General features: G+C 59.7%; 16 protein-coding genes and 1 pseudogene. 11 read left to right on the plus strand and 6 right to left on the minus strand.

Annotation, left to right across the window (positions count from 1 at the left end; translation table 11 throughout):
- Window positions 1-10: 10 nt before the first annotated feature.
- Entirely contained in the window at window positions 11-289 is a 279-nt protein-coding gene (locus AAIS01_RS24795) for a type II toxin-antitoxin system RelE/ParE family toxin (RefSeq protein WP_343471111.1), read from the minus strand.
- 203 nt (window positions 290-492) lie between these two features.
- Here AAIS01_RS24795 and AAIS01_RS24800 point away from each other — a divergent pair, with 203 nt between their 5' ends.
- From AAIS01_RS24800 to AAIS01_RS24810, 3 genes are read left to right on the plus strand one after another with little or no spacing between them, the layout of a single operon-like run.
- Window positions 493-1,017: a (2Fe-2S)-binding protein gene (locus AAIS01_RS24800; protein WP_343471112.1), complete on the plus strand. Its 525-nt coding sequence runs from the start codon at window positions 493-495 to the stop codon at window positions 1,015-1,017.
- Window positions 1,014-2,003 carry an FAD binding domain-containing protein gene (locus tag AAIS01_RS24805; RefSeq protein ID WP_343471113.1) on the plus strand — a complete coding sequence of 330 codons (990 nt, stop codon included), beginning with the start codon at window positions 1,014-1,016 and terminating at the stop codon, window positions 2,001-2,003. Before AAIS01_RS24800 ends, AAIS01_RS24805 begins: the two co-directional genes overlap by 4 nt.
- Window positions 2,003-4,204 carry a xanthine dehydrogenase family protein molybdopterin-binding subunit gene (locus AAIS01_RS24810; RefSeq protein WP_343471114.1) on the plus strand — a complete coding sequence of 734 codons (2,202 nt, stop codon included), beginning with the start codon at window positions 2,003-2,005 and terminating at the stop codon, window positions 4,202-4,204. Before AAIS01_RS24805 ends, AAIS01_RS24810 begins: the two co-directional genes overlap by 1 nt.
- Here the strand turns inward: AAIS01_RS24810 and AAIS01_RS24815 are convergent.
- Entirely contained in the window at window positions 4,201-5,439 is a 1,239-nt protein-coding gene (locus AAIS01_RS24815; RefSeq protein ID WP_343471115.1) for an MFS transporter, read from the minus strand. The genes AAIS01_RS24810 and AAIS01_RS24815 overlap by 4 nt on opposite strands.
- Before the next feature lie 526 nt (window positions 5,440-5,965).
- On the opposite strand from AAIS01_RS24815, the gene AAIS01_RS24820 reads away from it, so the two are divergent.
- Genes AAIS01_RS24820 through AAIS01_RS24830 form a run of 3 tightly spaced genes read left to right on the plus strand, consistent with a single transcriptional unit; the run spans window position 5,966 to window position 8,602 of the window.
- Window positions 5,966-7,405 (plus strand): cytochrome ubiquinol oxidase subunit I, encoded by a 1,440-nt coding sequence (locus AAIS01_RS24820; protein ID WP_343471116.1) that lies wholly within the window; start codon window positions 5,966-5,968, stop codon window positions 7,403-7,405.
- Between the two features lie 3 nt (window positions 7,406-7,408).
- Complete coding sequence (gene cydB, locus AAIS01_RS24825) at window positions 7,409-8,416, plus strand: cytochrome d ubiquinol oxidase subunit II (protein ID WP_343471117.1); 1,008 nt, start codon at window positions 7,409-7,411, stop codon at window positions 8,414-8,416.
- A gap of 21 nt (window positions 8,417-8,437) precedes the next feature.
- Complete coding sequence (locus tag AAIS01_RS24830) at window positions 8,438-8,602, plus strand: DUF2474 domain-containing protein (protein WP_076386412.1); 165 nt, start codon at window positions 8,438-8,440, stop codon at window positions 8,600-8,602.
- A gap of 19 nt (window positions 8,603-8,621) precedes the next feature.
- Here the strand turns inward: AAIS01_RS24830 and AAIS01_RS24835 are convergent, their stop codons facing one another.
- Both AAIS01_RS24835 and AAIS01_RS24840 read right to left on the minus strand, forming a co-directional pair.
- Window positions 8,622-9,761: a methyltransferase gene (locus tag AAIS01_RS24835; protein ID WP_343471118.1), complete on the minus strand. Its 1,140-nt coding sequence runs from the start codon at window positions 9,759-9,761 to the stop codon at window positions 8,622-8,624.
- 181 nt (window positions 9,762-9,942) lie between these two features.
- Window positions 9,943-10,656, minus strand: coding sequence for an autoinducer binding domain-containing protein (locus tag AAIS01_RS24840; RefSeq protein WP_343471119.1), 714 nt, complete (start codon window positions 10,654-10,656; stop codon window positions 9,943-9,945).
- Window positions 10,657-10,947: 291 nt separating this feature from the next.
- On the opposite strand from AAIS01_RS24840, the gene AAIS01_RS24845 reads away from it, so the two are divergent.
- A complete protein-coding gene (locus AAIS01_RS24845) occupies window positions 10,948-11,724 on the plus strand; it encodes a ferredoxin--NADP reductase (protein ID WP_343471126.1) in 777 nt (258 codons plus the stop codon).
- Between the two features lie 56 nt (window positions 11,725-11,780).
- Here the strand turns inward: AAIS01_RS24845 and mscL are convergent, their stop codons facing one another.
- Window positions 11,781-12,194: a large-conductance mechanosensitive channel protein MscL gene (gene mscL / locus AAIS01_RS24850; RefSeq protein WP_047229580.1), complete on the minus strand. Its 414-nt coding sequence runs from the start codon at window positions 12,192-12,194 to the stop codon at window positions 11,781-11,783.
- A gap of 282 nt (window positions 12,195-12,476) precedes the next feature.
- On the opposite strand from mscL, the gene katB reads away from it, so the two are divergent.
- From katB to radA, 3 genes are all read left to right on the plus strand, one after another.
- Window positions 12,477-14,018 carry a catalase KatB gene (gene katB, locus AAIS01_RS24855; protein WP_343471120.1) on the plus strand — a complete coding sequence of 514 codons (1,542 nt, stop codon included), beginning with the start codon at window positions 12,477-12,479 and terminating at the stop codon, window positions 14,016-14,018.
- A gap of 172 nt (window positions 14,019-14,190) precedes the next feature.
- Window positions 14,191-14,718, plus strand: a complete 528-nt coding sequence (locus tag AAIS01_RS24860) for an ankyrin repeat domain-containing protein (RefSeq protein ID WP_431191946.1) — start codon at window positions 14,191-14,193, stop codon at window positions 14,716-14,718.
- A 43-nt stretch (window positions 14,719-14,761) separates the two neighbouring features.
- Entirely contained in the window at window positions 14,762-16,129 is a 1,368-nt protein-coding gene (gene radA / locus AAIS01_RS24865) for a DNA repair protein RadA (protein ID WP_343471121.1), read from the plus strand.
- 198 nt (window positions 16,130-16,327) lie between these two features.
- Here radA and AAIS01_RS24870 read toward each other — a convergent pair whose 3' ends face one another.
- On the minus strand, window positions 16,328-16,696 hold the full coding sequence (locus AAIS01_RS24870) for a PilZ domain-containing protein (protein WP_343471122.1): 369 nt from the start codon (window positions 16,694-16,696) through the stop codon (window positions 16,328-16,330).
- Window positions 16,697-16,856: 160 nt separating this feature from the next.
- On the opposite strand from AAIS01_RS24870, the pseudogene AAIS01_RS24875 reads away from it, so the two are divergent.
- Window positions 16,857-17,033, plus strand: a pseudogene (locus tag AAIS01_RS24875) (carbon starvation CstA family protein); the annotation flags it as partial.

The following is a 17,033-nucleotide window of genomic DNA, read 5'->3' on the forward strand; positions in this document are numbered from 1 at the left end:
CAGCCTCCTGTCAGTGATAGTCCAGATAATCGACCAGTTCGATATCCGAACCGCTAAAACAAAAAATAATTCGCCAGTTTCCCGAAACGCTCAGCGACCAGTATTCAACCCGCTCACCCCTGAGCGGATGCAGTCGCCATCCGGGGATATCCAAGTCGTCAGGCGACTGCGCCCGGTCCATGAACTGGAGCATGCGAGCCAGGCGCTTTCCATGGTCAGCCCGGATTCCACGGGTCGAACCCGTTTCATAGAAGATCCTGAGGCCTTTGTGTCGGAAGGATTTAATCATGGAATCGAGTGTAAGGCGATACATTACACTCGGTGCGGTACATAGATACCGCACGTGCCAGATAAATCTGTGTGTCCCGCGATGGCTAACGCTTTTTCGGCGCGTCGAAATTGCCTTGAACGCTCACCCCACCCCGAAGTCGTACCCCTTATGACGGCGGTTTGCGAAAACGCCGCGAGTGTACGACTAACCGTGAGGTGTTTATGAGCGCGACCTTGTCCGAAACGACACAGGCGTCCTTCGTCCGCCATCCGATTCGCTTGACGCTCAATGGCCAGGCACGCGAACTGCACGTGCTGCCCTGGACCACGCTGCTGGACCTGCTGCGTGAGCAACTGGATCTGGTGGGCAGCAAGAAAGGCTGCGACCACGGTCAATGTGGCGCCTGTACGGTGCTGCGCGACGGCAAGCGGATCAACGCCTGCCTGACGCTGGCAGTGATGTGCGACGGCGCTGAGCTGACCACCATTGAGGGGTTGGCCAACGGTGATCAGCTGCATCCCATGCAGCAGGCTTTCATCAAGCACGACGCCTTCCAGTGCGGTTACTGCACGCCTGGGCAGATCTGCTCTGCGGTGGGGTTGGCCAACGAAGGCCGGGCACAGACGGGCGGGCAGATCAGCGAGCTGATGAGTGGCAATCTCTGCCGGTGCGGCGCCTACAACAACATCCGTGACGCTATCGAAGAGGCATTGCCGCTCTGCCAGCAGCAGGGAGGTGATCAATGAACCCTTTCCACTACAGCAAGCCCGACACCGTGCAGGCCGCCGTCGACTTGTCGAGCCCGGTGTCCCGCTTCATTGCCGGTGGCACCAACCTGCTGGACTTGATGAAAGAAAACCTCACCCGCCCCGAGCACCTGATCGACATTACCGGGCTGCCCCTGGCGGACCTCAGTGAAACCCCTTCCGGCGGGGTGATGATCGGCGCGTTGGTGAGCAATGCCGACCTGGCCTGGCATCCCTGGATCCAGCGCCGCTACCCGCTGCTCTCCCAGGCCATCCTGGCGGGTGCCTCGCCGCAGTTGCGCAACATGGCCAGCACCGGCGGTAACCTCCTGCAACGCACCCGCTGTTATTACTTCTATGACGCAAACGTGCCGTGCAACAAGCGGCGCCCCGGCAGCGGTTGCCCGGCTAGGGACGGCTTGAACCGTATGCACGCGATATTTGGGGCCAGTGATCAATGTGTCGCCACGCACCCTTCCGACATGTGTGTGGCGCTGGCTGCCCTGGAGGCGGTTGTCCATGTTATCGGTCGAGGCGGGGCACGGACCATCGAGTTCGCTGACTTTCACCGCCTGCCCGGCGATGCCCCGGAACGGGACAACCAACTGGCCGATGATGAACTGATCACCGCCATTGAGTTACCTGCCGCCGGTTTCGCTGAACACAGCCATTACCTGAAAATTCGCGATCGGGCGTCCTACGCCTTTGCGCTGGTTTCGGTGGCGGCGGCGCTGGAGCTGGACGGACCGGTGATCCGCCAGGCGCGCCTGGCCCTGGGTGGCGTTGCTCACAAACCCTGGCGCGACCGGGCCGTGGAGAGTTGGCTGAGCGGCCAGACCGTCAGCCGCGAAACCTTCACGGCTGCCGCTGACGCGCTGTTGCAAAACGCCGAGCCGCTGGAACATAACGGCTTCAAGGTCAGACTGGCGCGCCGTGCAGTGGTCCGCGCTTTGAGCGATGCCGCACTGGTGGGAGGACACGCCTGATGAATGCTTCGAGCAAATCCATAGGGCAACCGCTGGACCGGGTCGATGGCCTGCTCAAGGTCACCGGCCAGGCCCGATATGCCGGCGAATACCCCGAGGACGGTTTGCTGCACGGCAGTGTCGTCTCCGGCAGCATCGCCCGTGGCCGCGTGCTGCGCATCGATGCCAGCCGAGCGTTGACGTTGCCCGGTGTGGTCACGGTGATCGACCACACCAACCGCCCCAGGATCGCCAGCTACGACGAGCCTTACCAAGACGCCGATGCGGCGGAGGGTTCGCCGTTCCGACCGCTGTATAACGATCAGGTACTCTACAGTGGCCAGCCATTGGCCTTGGTGATCGCTGAAAATCTCGAGCTGGCCCGCTACGCCGGTTCGCTGATTGAAATCGAATATGAAGCCCAGGACCATCAGACCGATCTGGCAATCCTGCAAAACGAAGCCCATCCGGCACCGGCCGAATTGCCCAAGCCCCGTGGGAATTTTCAGGGCGAGTACGCCAGTTCGGCCCTCAGTGTGGACGTGTCCTACAGCACACCGATCGAACACCACAACCCGATGGAGCCTCATGCCTCCACCGTGCTGTATCAGCCTGACGGCAGCCTGCACATCCATGACAAGACTCAAGGCACGCAAAACTGCCAGGCCTATGTGCAGAAGGTCTTCGGGCTTGAGCAAGACCAGGTGCGCGTATTTGCCGCCTATGTGGGCGGCGCTTTCGGTTCCGGGCTGCGGCCACAGTATCAACTGCCCCTGGCGGTGATGGCGGCGCTGGCGCTCAAGCGCTCGGTGCGGGTCAGTCTGACGCGTCAGCAGATGTTTACGTTTGGCTATCGGCCACGGACCTTTCAGCGCGTGCAACTGGGGGCCGCGGCCAACGGGCGGCTGCTGGCCGTGGCGCATACGGCCATCGGCCAGACCTCACGGTTTGAAGATTTCACTGAACATGTCGTGGAGTGGAGCGGCATGCTCTATCACTGCGACAACGTTGAGTTGACCTACAAACTGGTGCCGCTGGACGTCTATACGCCGCTGGACATGCGCGCCCCTGGCGCTGCCCTGGGACTGATCGGTCTGGAGTGCGCCATGGATGAACTGGCCTGTGCCCTGGCGATCGACCCGATCCAACTGCGGTTGCTCAACTATGCCGAGCGTAACGAGAACGAAGGCAAACCCTATTCCAGCAAGGAGTTGCGTGAATGCTATGCCCAAGGTGCCCGTCGTTTCGGCTGGGACAAGCGCAACCCGGAACCGCGCAGCATGCGTGAAGGTCGGCAGTTGGTCGGTTGGGGCATGGCGGGCGGTGTGTGGGAGGCCATGCAGCAGAAAGCCAGCGCCAAAGCGTCGTTGGACGCCACCGGCAAGTTGACCGTCAGCAGCGCCACCACTGACATCGGCACCGGCACCTATACGGTCATGACCCAGATCGCCGCCCAAGCGTCAGGCGTTTCCCTTGAAAATGTCACTTTTATCCTCGGTGACTCATCGCTGCCGACTGCGCCGCTGCAGGGCGGTTCGTTCACCGTCTCGTCGGTGGGCACCGCCGTGCAGCAGGCCTGTGAAGCCTTAAAGGAAAAACTGCTGGCTGTGGCGCGGCAGACCTGTCCGTCCTTTGCCGGCGCGACCTTTGAGCAAGTGACGTTTGCCGACGGCCAGCTCCAATTGGGCGATGCCTGTGTTTCGTTGGCAGAGTTGGCGCAAAAAAGCGGCGAAGTGCCCTTGCAGGTTCAGGTCACTGCCGAGCCGGAGGAAAAACGCCAAGCCTACGCCACGGCGACGCATTCGGCGGTGTTTGTCGAAGTGTTGGTGGATGAAGACTTGGGCACGGTGAAGGTCAATCGGGTGGTCAGCGCCATCGCCGCCGGACGGGTGATCAACCCGAAAACCGCCCGCAGCCAGATCCTTGGCGGCGTGGTCTGGGGCGTGGGCATGGCGTTGCACGAAGAAACCCTGACCGACCACGCCCTCGGCCGGCACATGAACCACAGCCTGGCCGAGTACCACGTGCCGGTTAACGCGGACATTGGTGACATTGACGTGGTGTTTGTCGATGAGCGCGACGAGATCGTCAATGCCCTCGGCTCCAAGGGTGTCGGTGAGATCGGCATTGTCGGTGTGGCGGCGGCCGTGGCCAATGCGATTTATCATGCCACCGGTAAGCGGGTCCGGGACTTTCCCATCACACTCGATAAATTGCTTTAGGTTTTCGCGGCTTCTACCGGTTCGTGCATCCGGTCACGGTTGGCCAGGGTCGGGAACAATTTGATCCAGACCCCGGTGACCACCAGCGTGCCGACACCGCCCATGACCACCGCCGGCACGGTGCCGAACCAGTGGGCGGTCAGGCCGGACTCGAACTCGCCCAACTGGTTCGAGGCGCCGATGAACAGCCCGTTCACCGCGCTGACCCGGCCGCGCATTTCGTCCGGCGTTTCCAACTGCACGAAGGAGGCGCGGATCACCATGCTGATCATGTCTGCCGCGCCCAGCACCACCAGCACTGCCAACGAGAACCAGAATGAAGTGGAGAGACCGAAGGCGATGGTGGCGACGCCAAACACGCCCACGGCGGTGAACATCACTCGACCGACCTTGCGCTCCACGGCAAACCGCGCCAGCCAAAGCGACATCAGCAAAGCCCCCACCGCCGGTGCCGAGCGCAGCAGGCCCAGACCCCAAGGGCCGGTGAGCAGAATGTCCTTGGCGAACACCGGCAGCAGCGCCGTGGCGCCGCCCAGCAGGACCGCGAACAGGTCCAGGGAAATCGCCCCGAGAATGTCCGGCCGGCTGCGAATGAAGCGAATCCCGGCCAGCAACGAATCCATGGTTGCCTTGCCTTTATTCAGCGGCGTCTGGCGGGCGGGCAGGTTGAGCATCAAGCAGCAGGCGATGACGTAGAGCAACACGGTCGGCCCATAGACCCACACGCTGCCAAAGGCATAGAGCAGGCCGCCCAGGGCCGGGGCGACGATGGTCGCTGACTGTTGGGCCGACTGCGCGGCGGCGACGGCGCGGGGAAACAGCGCGGCCGGCACGATGCTCGGCAGCAGCGCCTGGGTGGTGGGCATCTCAAACGAGCGAGCGGCGCCGAGCAGGAAGGCGAGGATGAAGATCATCTCCCGCGTGACGTTATCAGTGGCGCTGCCGATGACCAGCGCCAGGGCAATCATTGCCTGCAACGACTGGCAGATCGCCGCGACTTTGCGGCGATCATAGCGGTCGGCCACATGCCCGGTGTGCAGCATGAACAGTACCCGGGGAGCGAACTCCACCAACCCGACAAGGCCCAGGTCCAAAACGTTGCCGGTCAGTTGATAGAGGTTCCAGCCGATGGCCACGGTGAGCATCTGGAAACCACTGGCGGTGAAGATACGGGCCAGCCAGAAGGCGATGAAGGGGCGATGGTGGCGGAGCAGCAATGGCGCTTGGCTGGGCATCTATGACGGGTCCGATGATGAGGGCATCGAGATTATCACCGAGTTGTAACCGGAGGTTGCGGTTGCAGGAAAAATAGTTAGCCAAGCATCGATTTAGATCGAGATGCGATTTTTGTGGCGAGGGAATTATCCCTGTGTGGGAGCAAGGCTTGCCCGCGATGAGGGCGACGCGGTCGTTCAGATATCGGAGGTGACTGTTTCGCGAGCAAGCTTTGCTCCCACAGAGCGCGGATAAATCCCCACGCCACAAGAGACTTCACCGATGCCCACAGCTCTATCGCGCACTGAGACAACCTGTCACGCGACAAAAGACCACGCCGTCCATCGGCCATAATGCGACTACTCTTTGAACATTGCTTGATCCAGGTCAATGCCCTCCGGGCCTTGGGCTGGCGGCCATCCGGCCATGTTCCTGCGTTGTGACGGTTTAAAAAAAGAACGATTTGAAAAGCGTCGCACTCCATATCCCTGGAGGTTGCGATGCAAGCCCCGCCCGCAGCCGGTTTTACCTGACAGAGGAAGACTTATGTTCGGTTTGGAGGCGCTCGATCTCGCCCGAATCCAGTTCGCGTTCACCATCTCGTTCCATATCCTGTTCCCGGCCATCACCATCGGCCTGGCGAGTTACCTGGCGGTGCTCGAGGGCTTGTGGCTCAAGACCCGCGACGACACCTACCGCGACCTGTACCACTTCTGGTCGAAAATATTTGCCGTCAACTTCGGCATGGGGGTGGTATCCGGGTTGGTCATGGCCTATCAGTTCGGCACCAACTGGAGTCGTTTCTCTGACTTCGCCGGCGCGGTCACCGGGCCGCTGCTGACCTACGAGGTGCTCACGGCGTTCTTCCTTGAAGCGGGGTTCCTGGGGGTCATGCTGTTCGGTTGGAATCGCGTCGGGCGCGGCCTGCATTTCTTTTCCACGGTCATGGTGGCGATCGGCACGCTGATCTCGACGTTCTGGATTCTGTCCTCCAACAGCTGGATGCAAACCCCTCAGGGTTACGAAATCATCGATGGTCGGGTCATCCCGGTGGACTGGTTGGCGGTGGTGTTCAACCCCTCGTTCCCTTATCGCCTGTTGCACATGTCCACGGCCGCGTTTGTCGCCACGGCGTTTTTCGTCGGTTCGTCAGCAGCCTGGCACTTGTTGCGCGGTCGGGATACCCCGGCCATCCGCCGCATGCTGTCGATGGCGATGTGGATGGCGTTGCTGGTGGCGCCGATACAGGCGGTCATCGGCGACTTCCACGGGCTCAATACCCTCAAGCATCAACCGGCCAAGATCGCGGCCATCGAAGGGCACTGGGAAAACGTCGGCAACGAGCCAACCCCGCTGATTCTGTTTGGCTGGCCGGACATGCAGGCTGAGAAGACCCGGTTCGCCGTGGAAATCCCGTATCTGGGCAGCCTGATCCTGACCCACAGCCTGGACAAGCAGGTGCCGGCCCTCAAGGAGTTCCCACCTGAAGACCGACCGAATTCGACCATCGTGTTCTGGTCGTTCCGGATCATGGTGGGCCTGGGGCTCCTGATGATCTTTACCGGCCTGTGCAGCCTGTGGCTGCGCCGCAACGATCGGCTCTACCAGTCCCGACCCTTTCTTTACATGGTGCTGTGGATGGGCCCGTCCGGACTGATTGCGATCCTGGCGGGCTGGTTCACCACCGAAATCGGCCGCCAACCCTGGGTGGTCTACGGCCTGATGCGCACGGCCGATGCTTCGTCCGGCCACAGCTTTGCCCAGATGAGTATCACGCTTGTGCTGTTCGTCGTGGTGTATTTCGCGCTGTTCGGAGCGGGCCTGAGCTACATGCTGCGTCTGGTGCGCAAAGGGCCGGAAGCCCACGAAGACGAGCCGGCCGATGGTGGCCCAGGCCAGAAACGCACCCCGGCCCGTCCATTGTCGGCCGCCGACGATGGCGACGACGAACCGGACCACAACGTCAGCTCGCACAAGGGGAATTGAGTCATGGGTATTGATCTTCCGCTGATCTGGGCCGTGGTCATTATCTTCGGCATCATGATGTACGTGGTCATGGATGGCTTTGATCTGGGCATCGGCATTCTCTTCCCCTTCATCAAGGGCGAGCGTGATCGCGATGTGATGATGAACACCGTGGCACCGGTCTGGGACGGTAACGAAACCTGGCTGGTACTGGGCGGTGCGGGCCTGTTCGGAGCGTTCCCGCTGGCTTATTCGGTGGTGCTTTCGGCGCTGTACCTGCCGTTGATCCTGATGCTCATCGGCCTGATCTTTCGCGGCGTGGCCTTTGAGTTTCGCTTCAAGGCCAAGGCTGACAAGCGCCATCTGTGGGACAAGGCGTTCATCGGCGGTTCCCTGACGGCCACCTTCTTCCAGGGCGTGGCGCTGGGGGCGTTCATCGATGGCTTCGAAGTGGTCGATCGCCAGTTCGCCGGCGGCTCCCTGGACTGGTTCACACCGTTCACCGTCTTCTGTGGCCTGGCCTTGATCGTCGCCTACGCCTTGCTCGGCTGCACCTGGCTGATCATGAAAACCGAAGGCAAGTTGCAGGAGCAGATGCATAACCTGGCCAGGCCGCTGGCGTTCGGGGTGCTGGCGGTGATCGGTATCGTCAGTATCTGGACTCCGCTGGCCCACGCCGATATTGCGGCGCGCTGGTTTACCCTGCCGAATCTGTTCTGGTTCCTGCCGGTGCCGATCCTGGTGCTGGTGACCATGTATGGGTTGTTTCGCGCCGTTGCCCGCAATGCCAACTACACGCCGTTCATTCTGACGCTGGCACTGATCTTCCTTGGTTACAGCGGCCTGGGTATCAGCTTGTGGCCGAACATCGTGCCACCGTCCATCTCTATCTGGGATGCGGCGTCACCGCCCCAAAGCCAGGGGTTCATGCTGGTCGGGACGTTGTTCATCATTCCTTTGATCCTGGTGTACACCTTCTGGAGCTATTACGTGTTCCGGGGCAAGGTGACCCATGACGACGGCTACCATTGATTGAAAAGCGAGGCACTGAAAATGGCCAAGCCTGATTTGAAAGACATCGAAGCGGCTGAAAAGAAGCCGCTCTGGCAGCGGCTTGGCTGGCTGGCGCTGATCTGGGCCGGCAGTGTGCTGGCGCTGTTTATTGTCGCCAGCCTGATGCGGATGTTCATGAATGCCGCGGGGCTCACCACCCACTGACTCTCCCCGGAAGGCTAGATTATTTGCGGGCCTTGAGGATGACGAATTTCGGGGTCGCGGCCACTTGTTCGACACCCCGGAACAACCGCGCCAGTTTGCTGTGGTAGCCCAGGTGCCGATTGCCGACGATGTACAGCGCGCCGCCGACCACCAGTGCTTCGCGCGCCTGCTGAAACATTCGCCAGGCCAGGAAGTCCCCCACCACCTGCTGTTGGTGGAAGGGAGGATTACACAGCACCACATCCAATGACTGCGCCTCTTGCCCGGCCAGACCGTCCCCGGCCCGTATTGTCACCTCACGCTCGCCCAGGGCGGCGCGCCAGTTTTCGGTGGCCGACTGCACGGCCATGTACGACTCGTCCACCAGGGTGTAGTCGGCCTCGGGATTCTGCAGGGCGCTGGCGATTGCCAGTACACCGTTGCCGCACCCCAGGTCCGCGACGCGGGCGGTGCCCAAGTTCTTTGGCAGGTGTGGCAGAAATGCCCGGGTGCCAATGTCCAGGCCTTCGCGACAGAACACGTTGGCGTGGTTGAGCAATTCGATCTTCGGTTCTTCCAGCCAGTAGCGAGTGGGGTACGGCGATGTGGCCGGCACTCGGGTTTGTGGCGATAGCGCTTGTGGCGTGGCGATCAACAGGCGAGCTTTTTTCACGGCCAGCGAAGCCTGCACCGGGCCAATGTAACGCTCTAGCAGGTCACCGGCGGCCCTGGGCAGATGCTTGACCATAGCCCCGGCAATCACCTGGGCACCAGGGGCCAGTTGGCCTTGCAGGCGAATCAATTGTTCTTCCAGCAGGGCCAGGGTTTTCGGCACTTTGATCAGGACGCGGTCAAAAGGCCCGGTCAACGGCTCACTGGCCGGCAACGTCGGCAGCGCATCGAAGGGCAGGCCGTTGCGCACCAGGTTTTTCTCCAGCGCATGCAAGGCCAGGTACGAGTCACTGCTGCTGATGACTTCAACCTTGCCGACAAGGCTCGCCGCCAGGGCACCAAAGCTGTCATTGAGAACCAGGACCCGGGTAGCGGCGAGCGGCGATTGCTCGGCCAGATACGCGAGCAGGTATTCATCGGCCGCGTCGAAAGCTTGCAGCGGTTCATTCTGCTGTTCGGGTTGGCGGATCAGGTCAAGTTGGGCGAAGGGACTGTCGAGCAAGGGCATGGCTGGGACTCTGGAGATCAACGAATGTCCCGCTGCCCTGGGGCAGGTGTCTCAGCGGGACCGCCTGAATGAACTGCGTCGCGTGCTTGGCGCGTCATCATTCAAGTGGAGCCGTAAATGGTACGTTTTTTTGCCAGGCATTACTCGCGGGTTTTTCAGGTGGGTAAGAACGCCATACGGTTCAGATCACATGGATGTGGGCCGCTTTGGCTACCGCTGAGATTTTGTTGTTGACGTTCAGCTTTCGCATGCAACTGCACACATGAAAGTTCACGGTGCGCTCGGAGAGGCAAAGGATTCTGCCCACTTCCGAGGCTGTCTTGCCTTCGGCCGACCACCTCAATACTTCGATCTCTCTGGGTGATAAATGACATTTTTGTGGGGTCACGACAGCATCAGCCAGTTTTTTGCTGGCCAGTGCATGCAGTCTTTGACTGGCGAAAATGGCATAGCCGAGATTTGCGTAGTGCTCGTCGATATCGATGGGACAATGAGTCCGGGCCAGGCTGAAAAGGCTGCAATGTGCCCCCTGTTCATCATGAACGGCCTGGGTCCAGCCATACTTGAGTCCCTGTCGATTAAGTTCGCGCCACAACTTGGGGGCCTGAGCAAAGACAGTCTCATCCCACAAGATAGGAAGCGGTGATTGATTGCAATGTGCTACTAATGGATCAGTCAAGGCATAGCCGTTTTGTTCATAAAGTCTGTCCCATCCATAAGGGTAGTTATTCAGGTTCACCCTGTTGGTATGCTTGTCTGGGCTTCCGAGATAAGCTGAGAATGCACAATATTCAAATCCCTGATTGTTAAAGAAATTCAGGACCAGACGATAGGCCGTCTGCAAGTCCTTTTCACAGGATAACTTCCTCAACAGCAAGTCCTTCCACTTGTCCATCGCTTTCTCCTGGGTTGAGTTCGTCCATGCGGATCCAATCCATGATGCGAATTTTTAGTGTAGGACTATTCTTAATTTTGAGTGAACTTTTTTTTGTTTGGTTACAGTTTGACATGTTTAAGACATAAACTAATCGAGTTTGATTTTACAGTAGATGTCGCTTTGTATAAGTCTGGTAGAAGATATATTCGGCACGGGGGGTGATAGTAGCTAAAGTGCCACTATTCGCTGTCAGTGGTGAAGGGCCTCACTTTGCGGGACACTGTAAGTCTTGTCCCCTTGGAGTGGCTCATGATCGACAGCTCAGAAAAGTTTACCCGGCAAACCTTGCTCGACGTGCAGCCAGTAACACCTCATCTGTTTACGTTGCGTACCACACGGGATCGCGGTTTTCGTTTTCAGGCGGGCCAGTTCGCCCGGCTGGGGGTTACCAAAGCGGATGGCACTATCGTTTGGCGGGCATATTCCATGGTGTCTTCGCCGTTCGATGAATTCCTCGAATTTTTTTCCATCGTGGTACCGGATGGCGAGTTCACCAGCGAACTTAGCCGGCTGCAGCCAGGCGACAGCCTGCTGGTGGATCGCCAGGCCTTTGGTTACCTGACGCTGGATCGTTTTGTTGACGGGCGCGATTTGTGGCTGCTGTCCACGGGAACGGGCGTCGCCCCCTTTCTTTCGATTCTCCAGGATTTCGAAGCATGGGAAAAATTCGAGAGGATCACCTTGGTATACAGCGTTCGCGAGGCACGCGAGCTGGCGTACCAGGACCTGATCAAAGGGTTGACCCAACGCGATTACCTGGCCGACTACGTTCATAAATTTCGCTTCATCGCCACCGTCACCCGTGAGCAGCATCCCGGTGCACTCAGCGGACGAATTACCACACTGATCGAAAATGGCGAGTTGGAAAGGGCGGCTGACATCGAGTTGACGCCGGAACACTCGCGGGTGATGTTGTGCGGCAATCCGCAGATGATTGATGACACGCGCAAGCTGCTCAAGGCCAGAGGCCTGCATCTGAGTCTCAGCCGTCGGCCAGGTCAGGTGGCCGTGGAAAACTATTGGTAGAAAAAGGCGCCTGTGGCGTGGAGACAAAAACCACGCCACAGGCGGCGAAGTGTGAGTCAGGGCCTCTCGTTCTGGGCCTTGAGCAGGTCGCGAATTTCGCTCAGCAACAATTCTTCCTTGGTCGGAACCGGTGGAGCGCTGGGGGCCACGGCTTCTTCGCGCTTGAGGCGGTTGATGGCCTTGACGCCCATGAAAATGGCAAACGCCACAATGATGAAATCAATGGTGCTTTGAATGAATTTGCCATAGGCCAATACCACCGCAGGCGCATCGCCTTGTGCCGCCTTTAGGGTGATGGCCAGGTCGCTGAAGTCCACCCCGCCAATCAAAAGGCCGATCGGAGGCATGATGACGTCGCCCACGAATGACGAAACGATTTTGCCGAAAGCAGCGCCTATGATGATCCCGACGGCCATGTCGACGACATTGCCTTTGACCGCGAAGGCCTTGAACTCGTTAATCACGCCCATGAGTTGTTCCTTGTGACAGATGAAGTGGATGGTGGCAGTGTAAATCAGCCCAACGCGTCCTGCTCGAAACGCCTGCTTACAAACCTCCAGTTATCGACTCGGGTCTGGGCGAAAAGTTTACAAAGTGCCACCAATCGCGCGTGATACGTGGTCTCGAGCCGATTCCCTATAAGGATTTTTCTATCGGATCGGTGCGGCATTTCTATTTAGGTTTTTCTTTTTCCAGCACTAGCCTCTGCAAGGCGCACATGGATGCGCTCTATAACATCAGAGGAAACGCCTATGAACATTTCCCTTGGCGGCGGGACTTTCCCCCATCGCCGTGCCTTTTTTGTGCTCACCGCCAGCCTGTTGTCCTTGTCCGTCAATGCGGCCACCCTGACCCGCGATAACGGTGCGGCGGTGGGCGACAATCAGAATTCGCAAACAGCCGGCCCTGACGGGCCGACCTTGTTGCAAGACGTGCAACTGATCCAGAAGCTCCAGCGCTTCGATCGCGAGCGCATCCCTGAGCGTGTGGTCCATGCACGAGGAACCGGTGCCCATGGCACATTTACAGTCTCCAACGACCTCAGTGACCTGACCAAGGCCAAAGTCTTCGCCGCTGGCCAGGCCACGCCGGTGTTCGTGCGTTTTTCTGCCGTTGTACACGGCAACCACTCACCGGAAACCCTGCGTGACCCCCGTGGCTTTGCCACCAAGTTCTACACGGCCGAGGGCAACTGGGACTTGGTGGGTAACAACTTCCCGACCTTCTTCATCCGCGATGCCATCAAGTTTCCGGACATGGTCCATGCGTTCAAACCCGACCCACGGACCAACCTGGATGATGACGCCCGCCGTTTCGATTTCTTTTCTCATGTGCCCGAAGCAACGCGCACGCTGACCGAGTTGTATTCCAACTCCGGTACGCCGGCCAGTTATCGTGAAATGGACGGCAACAGTGTGCATGCTTACAAGTTGGTGAACGCAAAGGGTGAAGTTCACTACGTCAAGTTTCATTGGAAAAGTTTGCAGGGCCTGAAAAATCTCGATCCGAAAGAAGTTGTGAAAGTTCAGGGGCACGATTACAGCCATATGACTAACGATCTGGTGAGTCATATTAATAAGGGCGACTTTCCGAAATGGGATTTGTACGTCCAAGTGCTAAGCCCGCAGGACCTATCCACCTTTGATTTTGATCCCCTGGACGCGACTAAAATCTGGCCGGGTGTACCTGAGCGCAAAGTCGGGCAAATGGTTTTGAACCGTAACCCGGCGAATGTTTTCCAGGAAACCGAGCAGGTGGCGATGGCGCCGGCCAATCTGGTTCCAGGCATCGAGCCTTCGGAAGATCGCCTGTTGCAGGGGCGGGTGTTCTCCTATGCCGATACGCAAATGTATCGCGTGGGGCCCAATGCGCTTCAGTTGCCCATCAATGCACCGAAGGTGGCGGTCAACAATGGCAACCAGGACGGCGCGATGAACTCAGGCAGCACCAGCACCGGGGTGAACTATCAGCCGAGCCGCCTGATGCCGCGTCAGGAACAGCCCACGGCACGCTACAGCGAGACCGCGCTGACTGGCAGCACCCAGCAGGCGAAGATCCAGCGCGAGCAGAACTTCAAGCAAGCCGGTGATCTGTACCGCTCGTTCAACCAGAAAGAGCGCAATGACCTGATTGAAAGCTTCGGTGGGTCACTGGCGACCACCGATGACGAGAGCAAGCACATCATCCTGTCGTTCCTCTATAAGGCTGACCCTGAATATGGCACGGGCGTGGCCCGTGTTGCCAAAGGCGATCTGGCCCGCGTCAAGGCGCTGGCGGAAAAACTCAGCGATTGATCCACAGCCTGGCACGTGCATAACCCGTGGGAGCACAGCTTGCTCGCGAAGCAGGCGCTGCGGTCTGAAGCTAGACCGAGTTGTCTGCATTGCGGGCAAGTCATGCTCCCGCAACCCTGCATCTGCAGTCTTACGCCAAGGAGATGTCATGCTGCGTAACTTCCTGTTTTCGATGCTCGCAATCTGGTCGTTGAGCGTGTGGGCCGATCAGCCCGTGCCTAGCGACTCGGTGGCTGTACAAGAACAATTGCAGAATTATTACTTTGACGCCGCCCGACGCGGCGATGTGCCGATTCTCGAGACCTTTATCGAGGCCGGTTACGCGCTCGATACCCAGGATGAAAAGGGCTACACCGCCCTGATCCTCGCGGCTTATCACGGCCATGGCCCAGCGGTGGAGCGGCTGCTGGCCGCCGGCGCCGATGCCTGCGCCCAGGACAAACGCGGCAATACGGCGCTGATGGGCGCCATCTTCAAGGGCGAAGTGCAGATTGCCCGTCGTTTACTGTCCACCGATTGCAGTCCGGATCAGCGCAACGGCGCCGGACAGACCGCTGCGATGTACGCCGGCCTGTTCAAGCGAGTCGAGTTGCTCGACGCCTTGGCGGCCAAAGGGGCGGACCTGCAGGCCCAGGATCCGTTGGGCAATACCGCTGCGAAGCTGGCCAACGGTGAAATCAGAATGCCGGCCCCGCGCTGACCCCGGCGTGGGCTATCATCGCGGTTTTTATCCCGGAGTTCAGATGGCCAAGGCAAAGCGCATGTATGGCTGCACCGAGTGCGGCTCGACCTTCCCCAAATGGGCCGGCCAGTGCGGTGAGTGCGGTGCCTGGAACACCTTGACCGAAACCATGGTGGAGAGTGGCGGTGCCGCAGCCCCCACCGGTCGCACGGGGTGGGCCGGTCAGCAGGCGCAAATCAAGACCCTGGCCGAAGTCAGCGTCGAGGAAATTCCGCGGTTTTCCACCGCCTCCGGCGAGCTCGACCGCGTATTGGGCGGTGGCCTGGTGGACGGTTCGGTCGTGCTGATTGGCGGGGACCCGGGCATCGGCAAGTCCACCATCCTGCTGCAAACCTTGTGCAACCTGGCCACGCGCATGCCGGCGCTGTACGTCACTGGTGAGGAATCCCAGCAGCAAGTGGCCATGCGCGCCCGGCGACTGGGGCTGCCCCAGGATCAACTGCGGGTCATGACCGAGACGTGCATCGAGACCATCATCGCCACGGCCCGCCTGGAAAAGCCCAAGGTCATGGTGATCGACTCGATCCAGACAATTTTCACCGAGCAACTGCAGTCGGCGCCGGGCGGTGTGTCCCAGGTGCGTGAAAGCGCGGCGTTGCTGGTGCGATACGCCAAGCAGAGTGGCACGGCGATTTTCCTGGTGGGCCATGTCACCAAGGAAGGCGCGCTCGCAGGCCCGCGGGTGCTGGAGCACATGGTGGATACCGTGTTGTATTTCGAAGGTGAATCCGACGGTCGCCTACGATTGTTGCGGGCAGTGAAGAATCGCTTTGGCGCCGTCAACGAACTGGGTGTGTTCGGCATGACCGACAGGGGCTTGAAAGAAGTCTCGAACCCTTCGGCAATTTTTCTCACGCGCGCCCAGGAAGAAGTGCCGGGCAGCGTGGTCATGGCGACCTGGGAAGGCACCCGGCCGATGCTGGTGGAGGTGCAGGCGCTGGTGGATGACAGCCATTTGGCGAACCCGCGTCGGGTCACCTTGGGGTTGGATCAGAATCGGCTCGCCATGCTGTTGGCCGTCCTGCATCGACACGGTGGCATTCCTACCCACGATCAGGATGTTTTCCTCAACGTAGTGGGCGGGGTCAAAGTGCTGGAAACCGCGTCTGACCTGGCGTTGATGGCGGCGGTCATGTCCAGCCTGCGCAATCGGCCGCTGCCCCACGATCTGCTGGTGTTCGGTGAAGTGGGGCTGTCGGGCGAAGTCCGGCCGGTACCCAGCGGGCAGGAGCGACTCAAGGAAGCTGCCAAGCACGGTTTCAAACGCGCCATCGTGCCCAAGGGCAACGCGCCGAAGGAAGCACCGCCGGGGTTGCAGATCATTGCCGTCACCCGTCTGGAACAGGCGCTGGATGCGTTGTTCGAGTGATACCGCGGTCCTGTGGCGAGGGGATTTATCCACGTTGGGCTGCGCTCGTAGGAGCGGTCGAGTGCAACGAGGCTGCGATCTTTCCACCGACGCTTGAGTCCCAGGTGAGAGGTCAGAGATCAAAAGATCGCAGGCTTCGCCAGCTCCTACAGAGCCCAGCGGGGATAAATCCCCTCGCCACAAGGGATCGCTGTTGATTCAGATATGAATCAACGCCGCCAATTCCCGCTCCAGCTCAGCCTGGTCGGCCAGGTTCAACTCCACCAGCCGGCGCAGATGGGCGATGGAGTCCAGGTCGATATGCTCGCAGACAAAGCCCAGGTGGCCATGGTCGTCGTGGGTCAACCGAACTTCCATCCGCACTTCCACCTCATTGCTCAGGTGAATGTCGGCGACGAAAGTCTCTTCGGGATTGCCAAGCCAGGGCTCGGGCTTTTTGATCAGCAGGCCCTTGAGAGACAGATCCAGCAGTTCGACCGGCCAAGTCAGTTTGTCCTCACCCTCGCCCTGACTCAGCTCGGTCCGGGCATGGAACTCGATTCGTACGAAGCGGCGGCGTTCGCTCATTACGTATTCCTTTCTGGAGATTGATTGACTATAGACCCAACTGGCGCGCCGTCGTCACCGTTGGGCTGGTGGCAGACGAAGGTCGGGGGCTGGCCTTTGTTCTCGTTAGCGCTAAACTCCGATGGCTGTCTTTCTTGTCCACCCTGGCCGGAATATAAAAATGACAAATAATAATAGCCTGCTGCGCCACATACCCTGGCTCCTGCTGGCCGTCTTGGGAGCGAGCGCCCTAGGTGTCGTGGCATTGCGTCGGGGGGAGGCGATCAACGCCCTCTGGATCGTCGTCGCAGCCGTGGCCATCTACCTGGTCGCCTACCGCTACTACAGCCTGTTCATC

It is taken from the genome of Pseudomonas halotolerans, assembly GCF_039581215.1.
In the GTDB taxonomy this organism is placed as follows: Bacteria; Pseudomonadota; Gammaproteobacteria; order Pseudomonadales; family Pseudomonadaceae; genus Aquipseudomonas; species Aquipseudomonas tehranensis.

Coding starts and splice junctions, on each gene's coding strand:
- AAIS01_RS24795 (WP_343471111.1), bottom strand. CDS start 289: ATGATTAAATCCTTCCGACACAAAGGCCTCAGGATCTTCTATGAAACG.
- AAIS01_RS24800 (WP_343471112.1), top strand. CDS start 493: ATGAGCGCGACCTTGTCCGAAACGACACAGGCGTCCTTCGTCCGCCAT.
- AAIS01_RS24805 (WP_343471113.1), top strand. CDS start 1,014: ATGAACCCTTTCCACTACAGCAAGCCCGACACCGTGCAGGCCGCCGTC.
- AAIS01_RS24810 (WP_343471114.1), top strand. CDS start 2,003: ATGAATGCTTCGAGCAAATCCATAGGGCAACCGCTGGACCGGGTCGAT.
- AAIS01_RS24815 (WP_343471115.1), bottom strand. CDS start 5,439: ATGCCCAGCCAAGCGCCATTGCTGCTCCGCCACCATCGCCCCTTCATC.
- AAIS01_RS24820 (WP_343471116.1), top strand. CDS start 5,966: ATGTTCGGTTTGGAGGCGCTCGATCTCGCCCGAATCCAGTTCGCGTTC.
- cydB (WP_343471117.1), top strand. CDS start 7,409: ATGGGTATTGATCTTCCGCTGATCTGGGCCGTGGTCATTATCTTCGGC.
- AAIS01_RS24830 (WP_076386412.1), top strand. CDS start 8,438: ATGGCCAAGCCTGATTTGAAAGACATCGAAGCGGCTGAAAAGAAGCCG.
- AAIS01_RS24835 (WP_343471118.1), bottom strand. CDS start 9,761: ATGCCCTTGCTCGACAGTCCCTTCGCCCAACTTGACCTGATCCGCCAA.
- AAIS01_RS24840 (WP_343471119.1), bottom strand. CDS start 10,656: ATGGACAAGTGGAAGGACTTGCTGTTGAGGAAGTTATCCTGTGAAAAG.
- AAIS01_RS24845 (WP_343471126.1), top strand. CDS start 10,948: ATGATCGACAGCTCAGAAAAGTTTACCCGGCAAACCTTGCTCGACGTG.
- mscL (WP_047229580.1), bottom strand. CDS start 12,194: ATGGGCGTGATTAACGAGTTCAAGGCCTTCGCGGTCAAAGGCAATGTC.
- katB (WP_343471120.1), top strand. CDS start 12,477: ATGAACATTTCCCTTGGCGGCGGGACTTTCCCCCATCGCCGTGCCTTT.
- AAIS01_RS24860 (WP_431191946.1), top strand. CDS start 14,191: ATGCTCGCAATCTGGTCGTTGAGCGTGTGGGCCGATCAGCCCGTGCCT.
- radA (WP_343471121.1), top strand. CDS start 14,762: ATGGCCAAGGCAAAGCGCATGTATGGCTGCACCGAGTGCGGCTCGACC.
- AAIS01_RS24870 (WP_343471122.1), bottom strand. CDS start 16,696: ATGAGCGAACGCCGCCGCTTCGTACGAATCGAGTTCCATGCCCGGACC.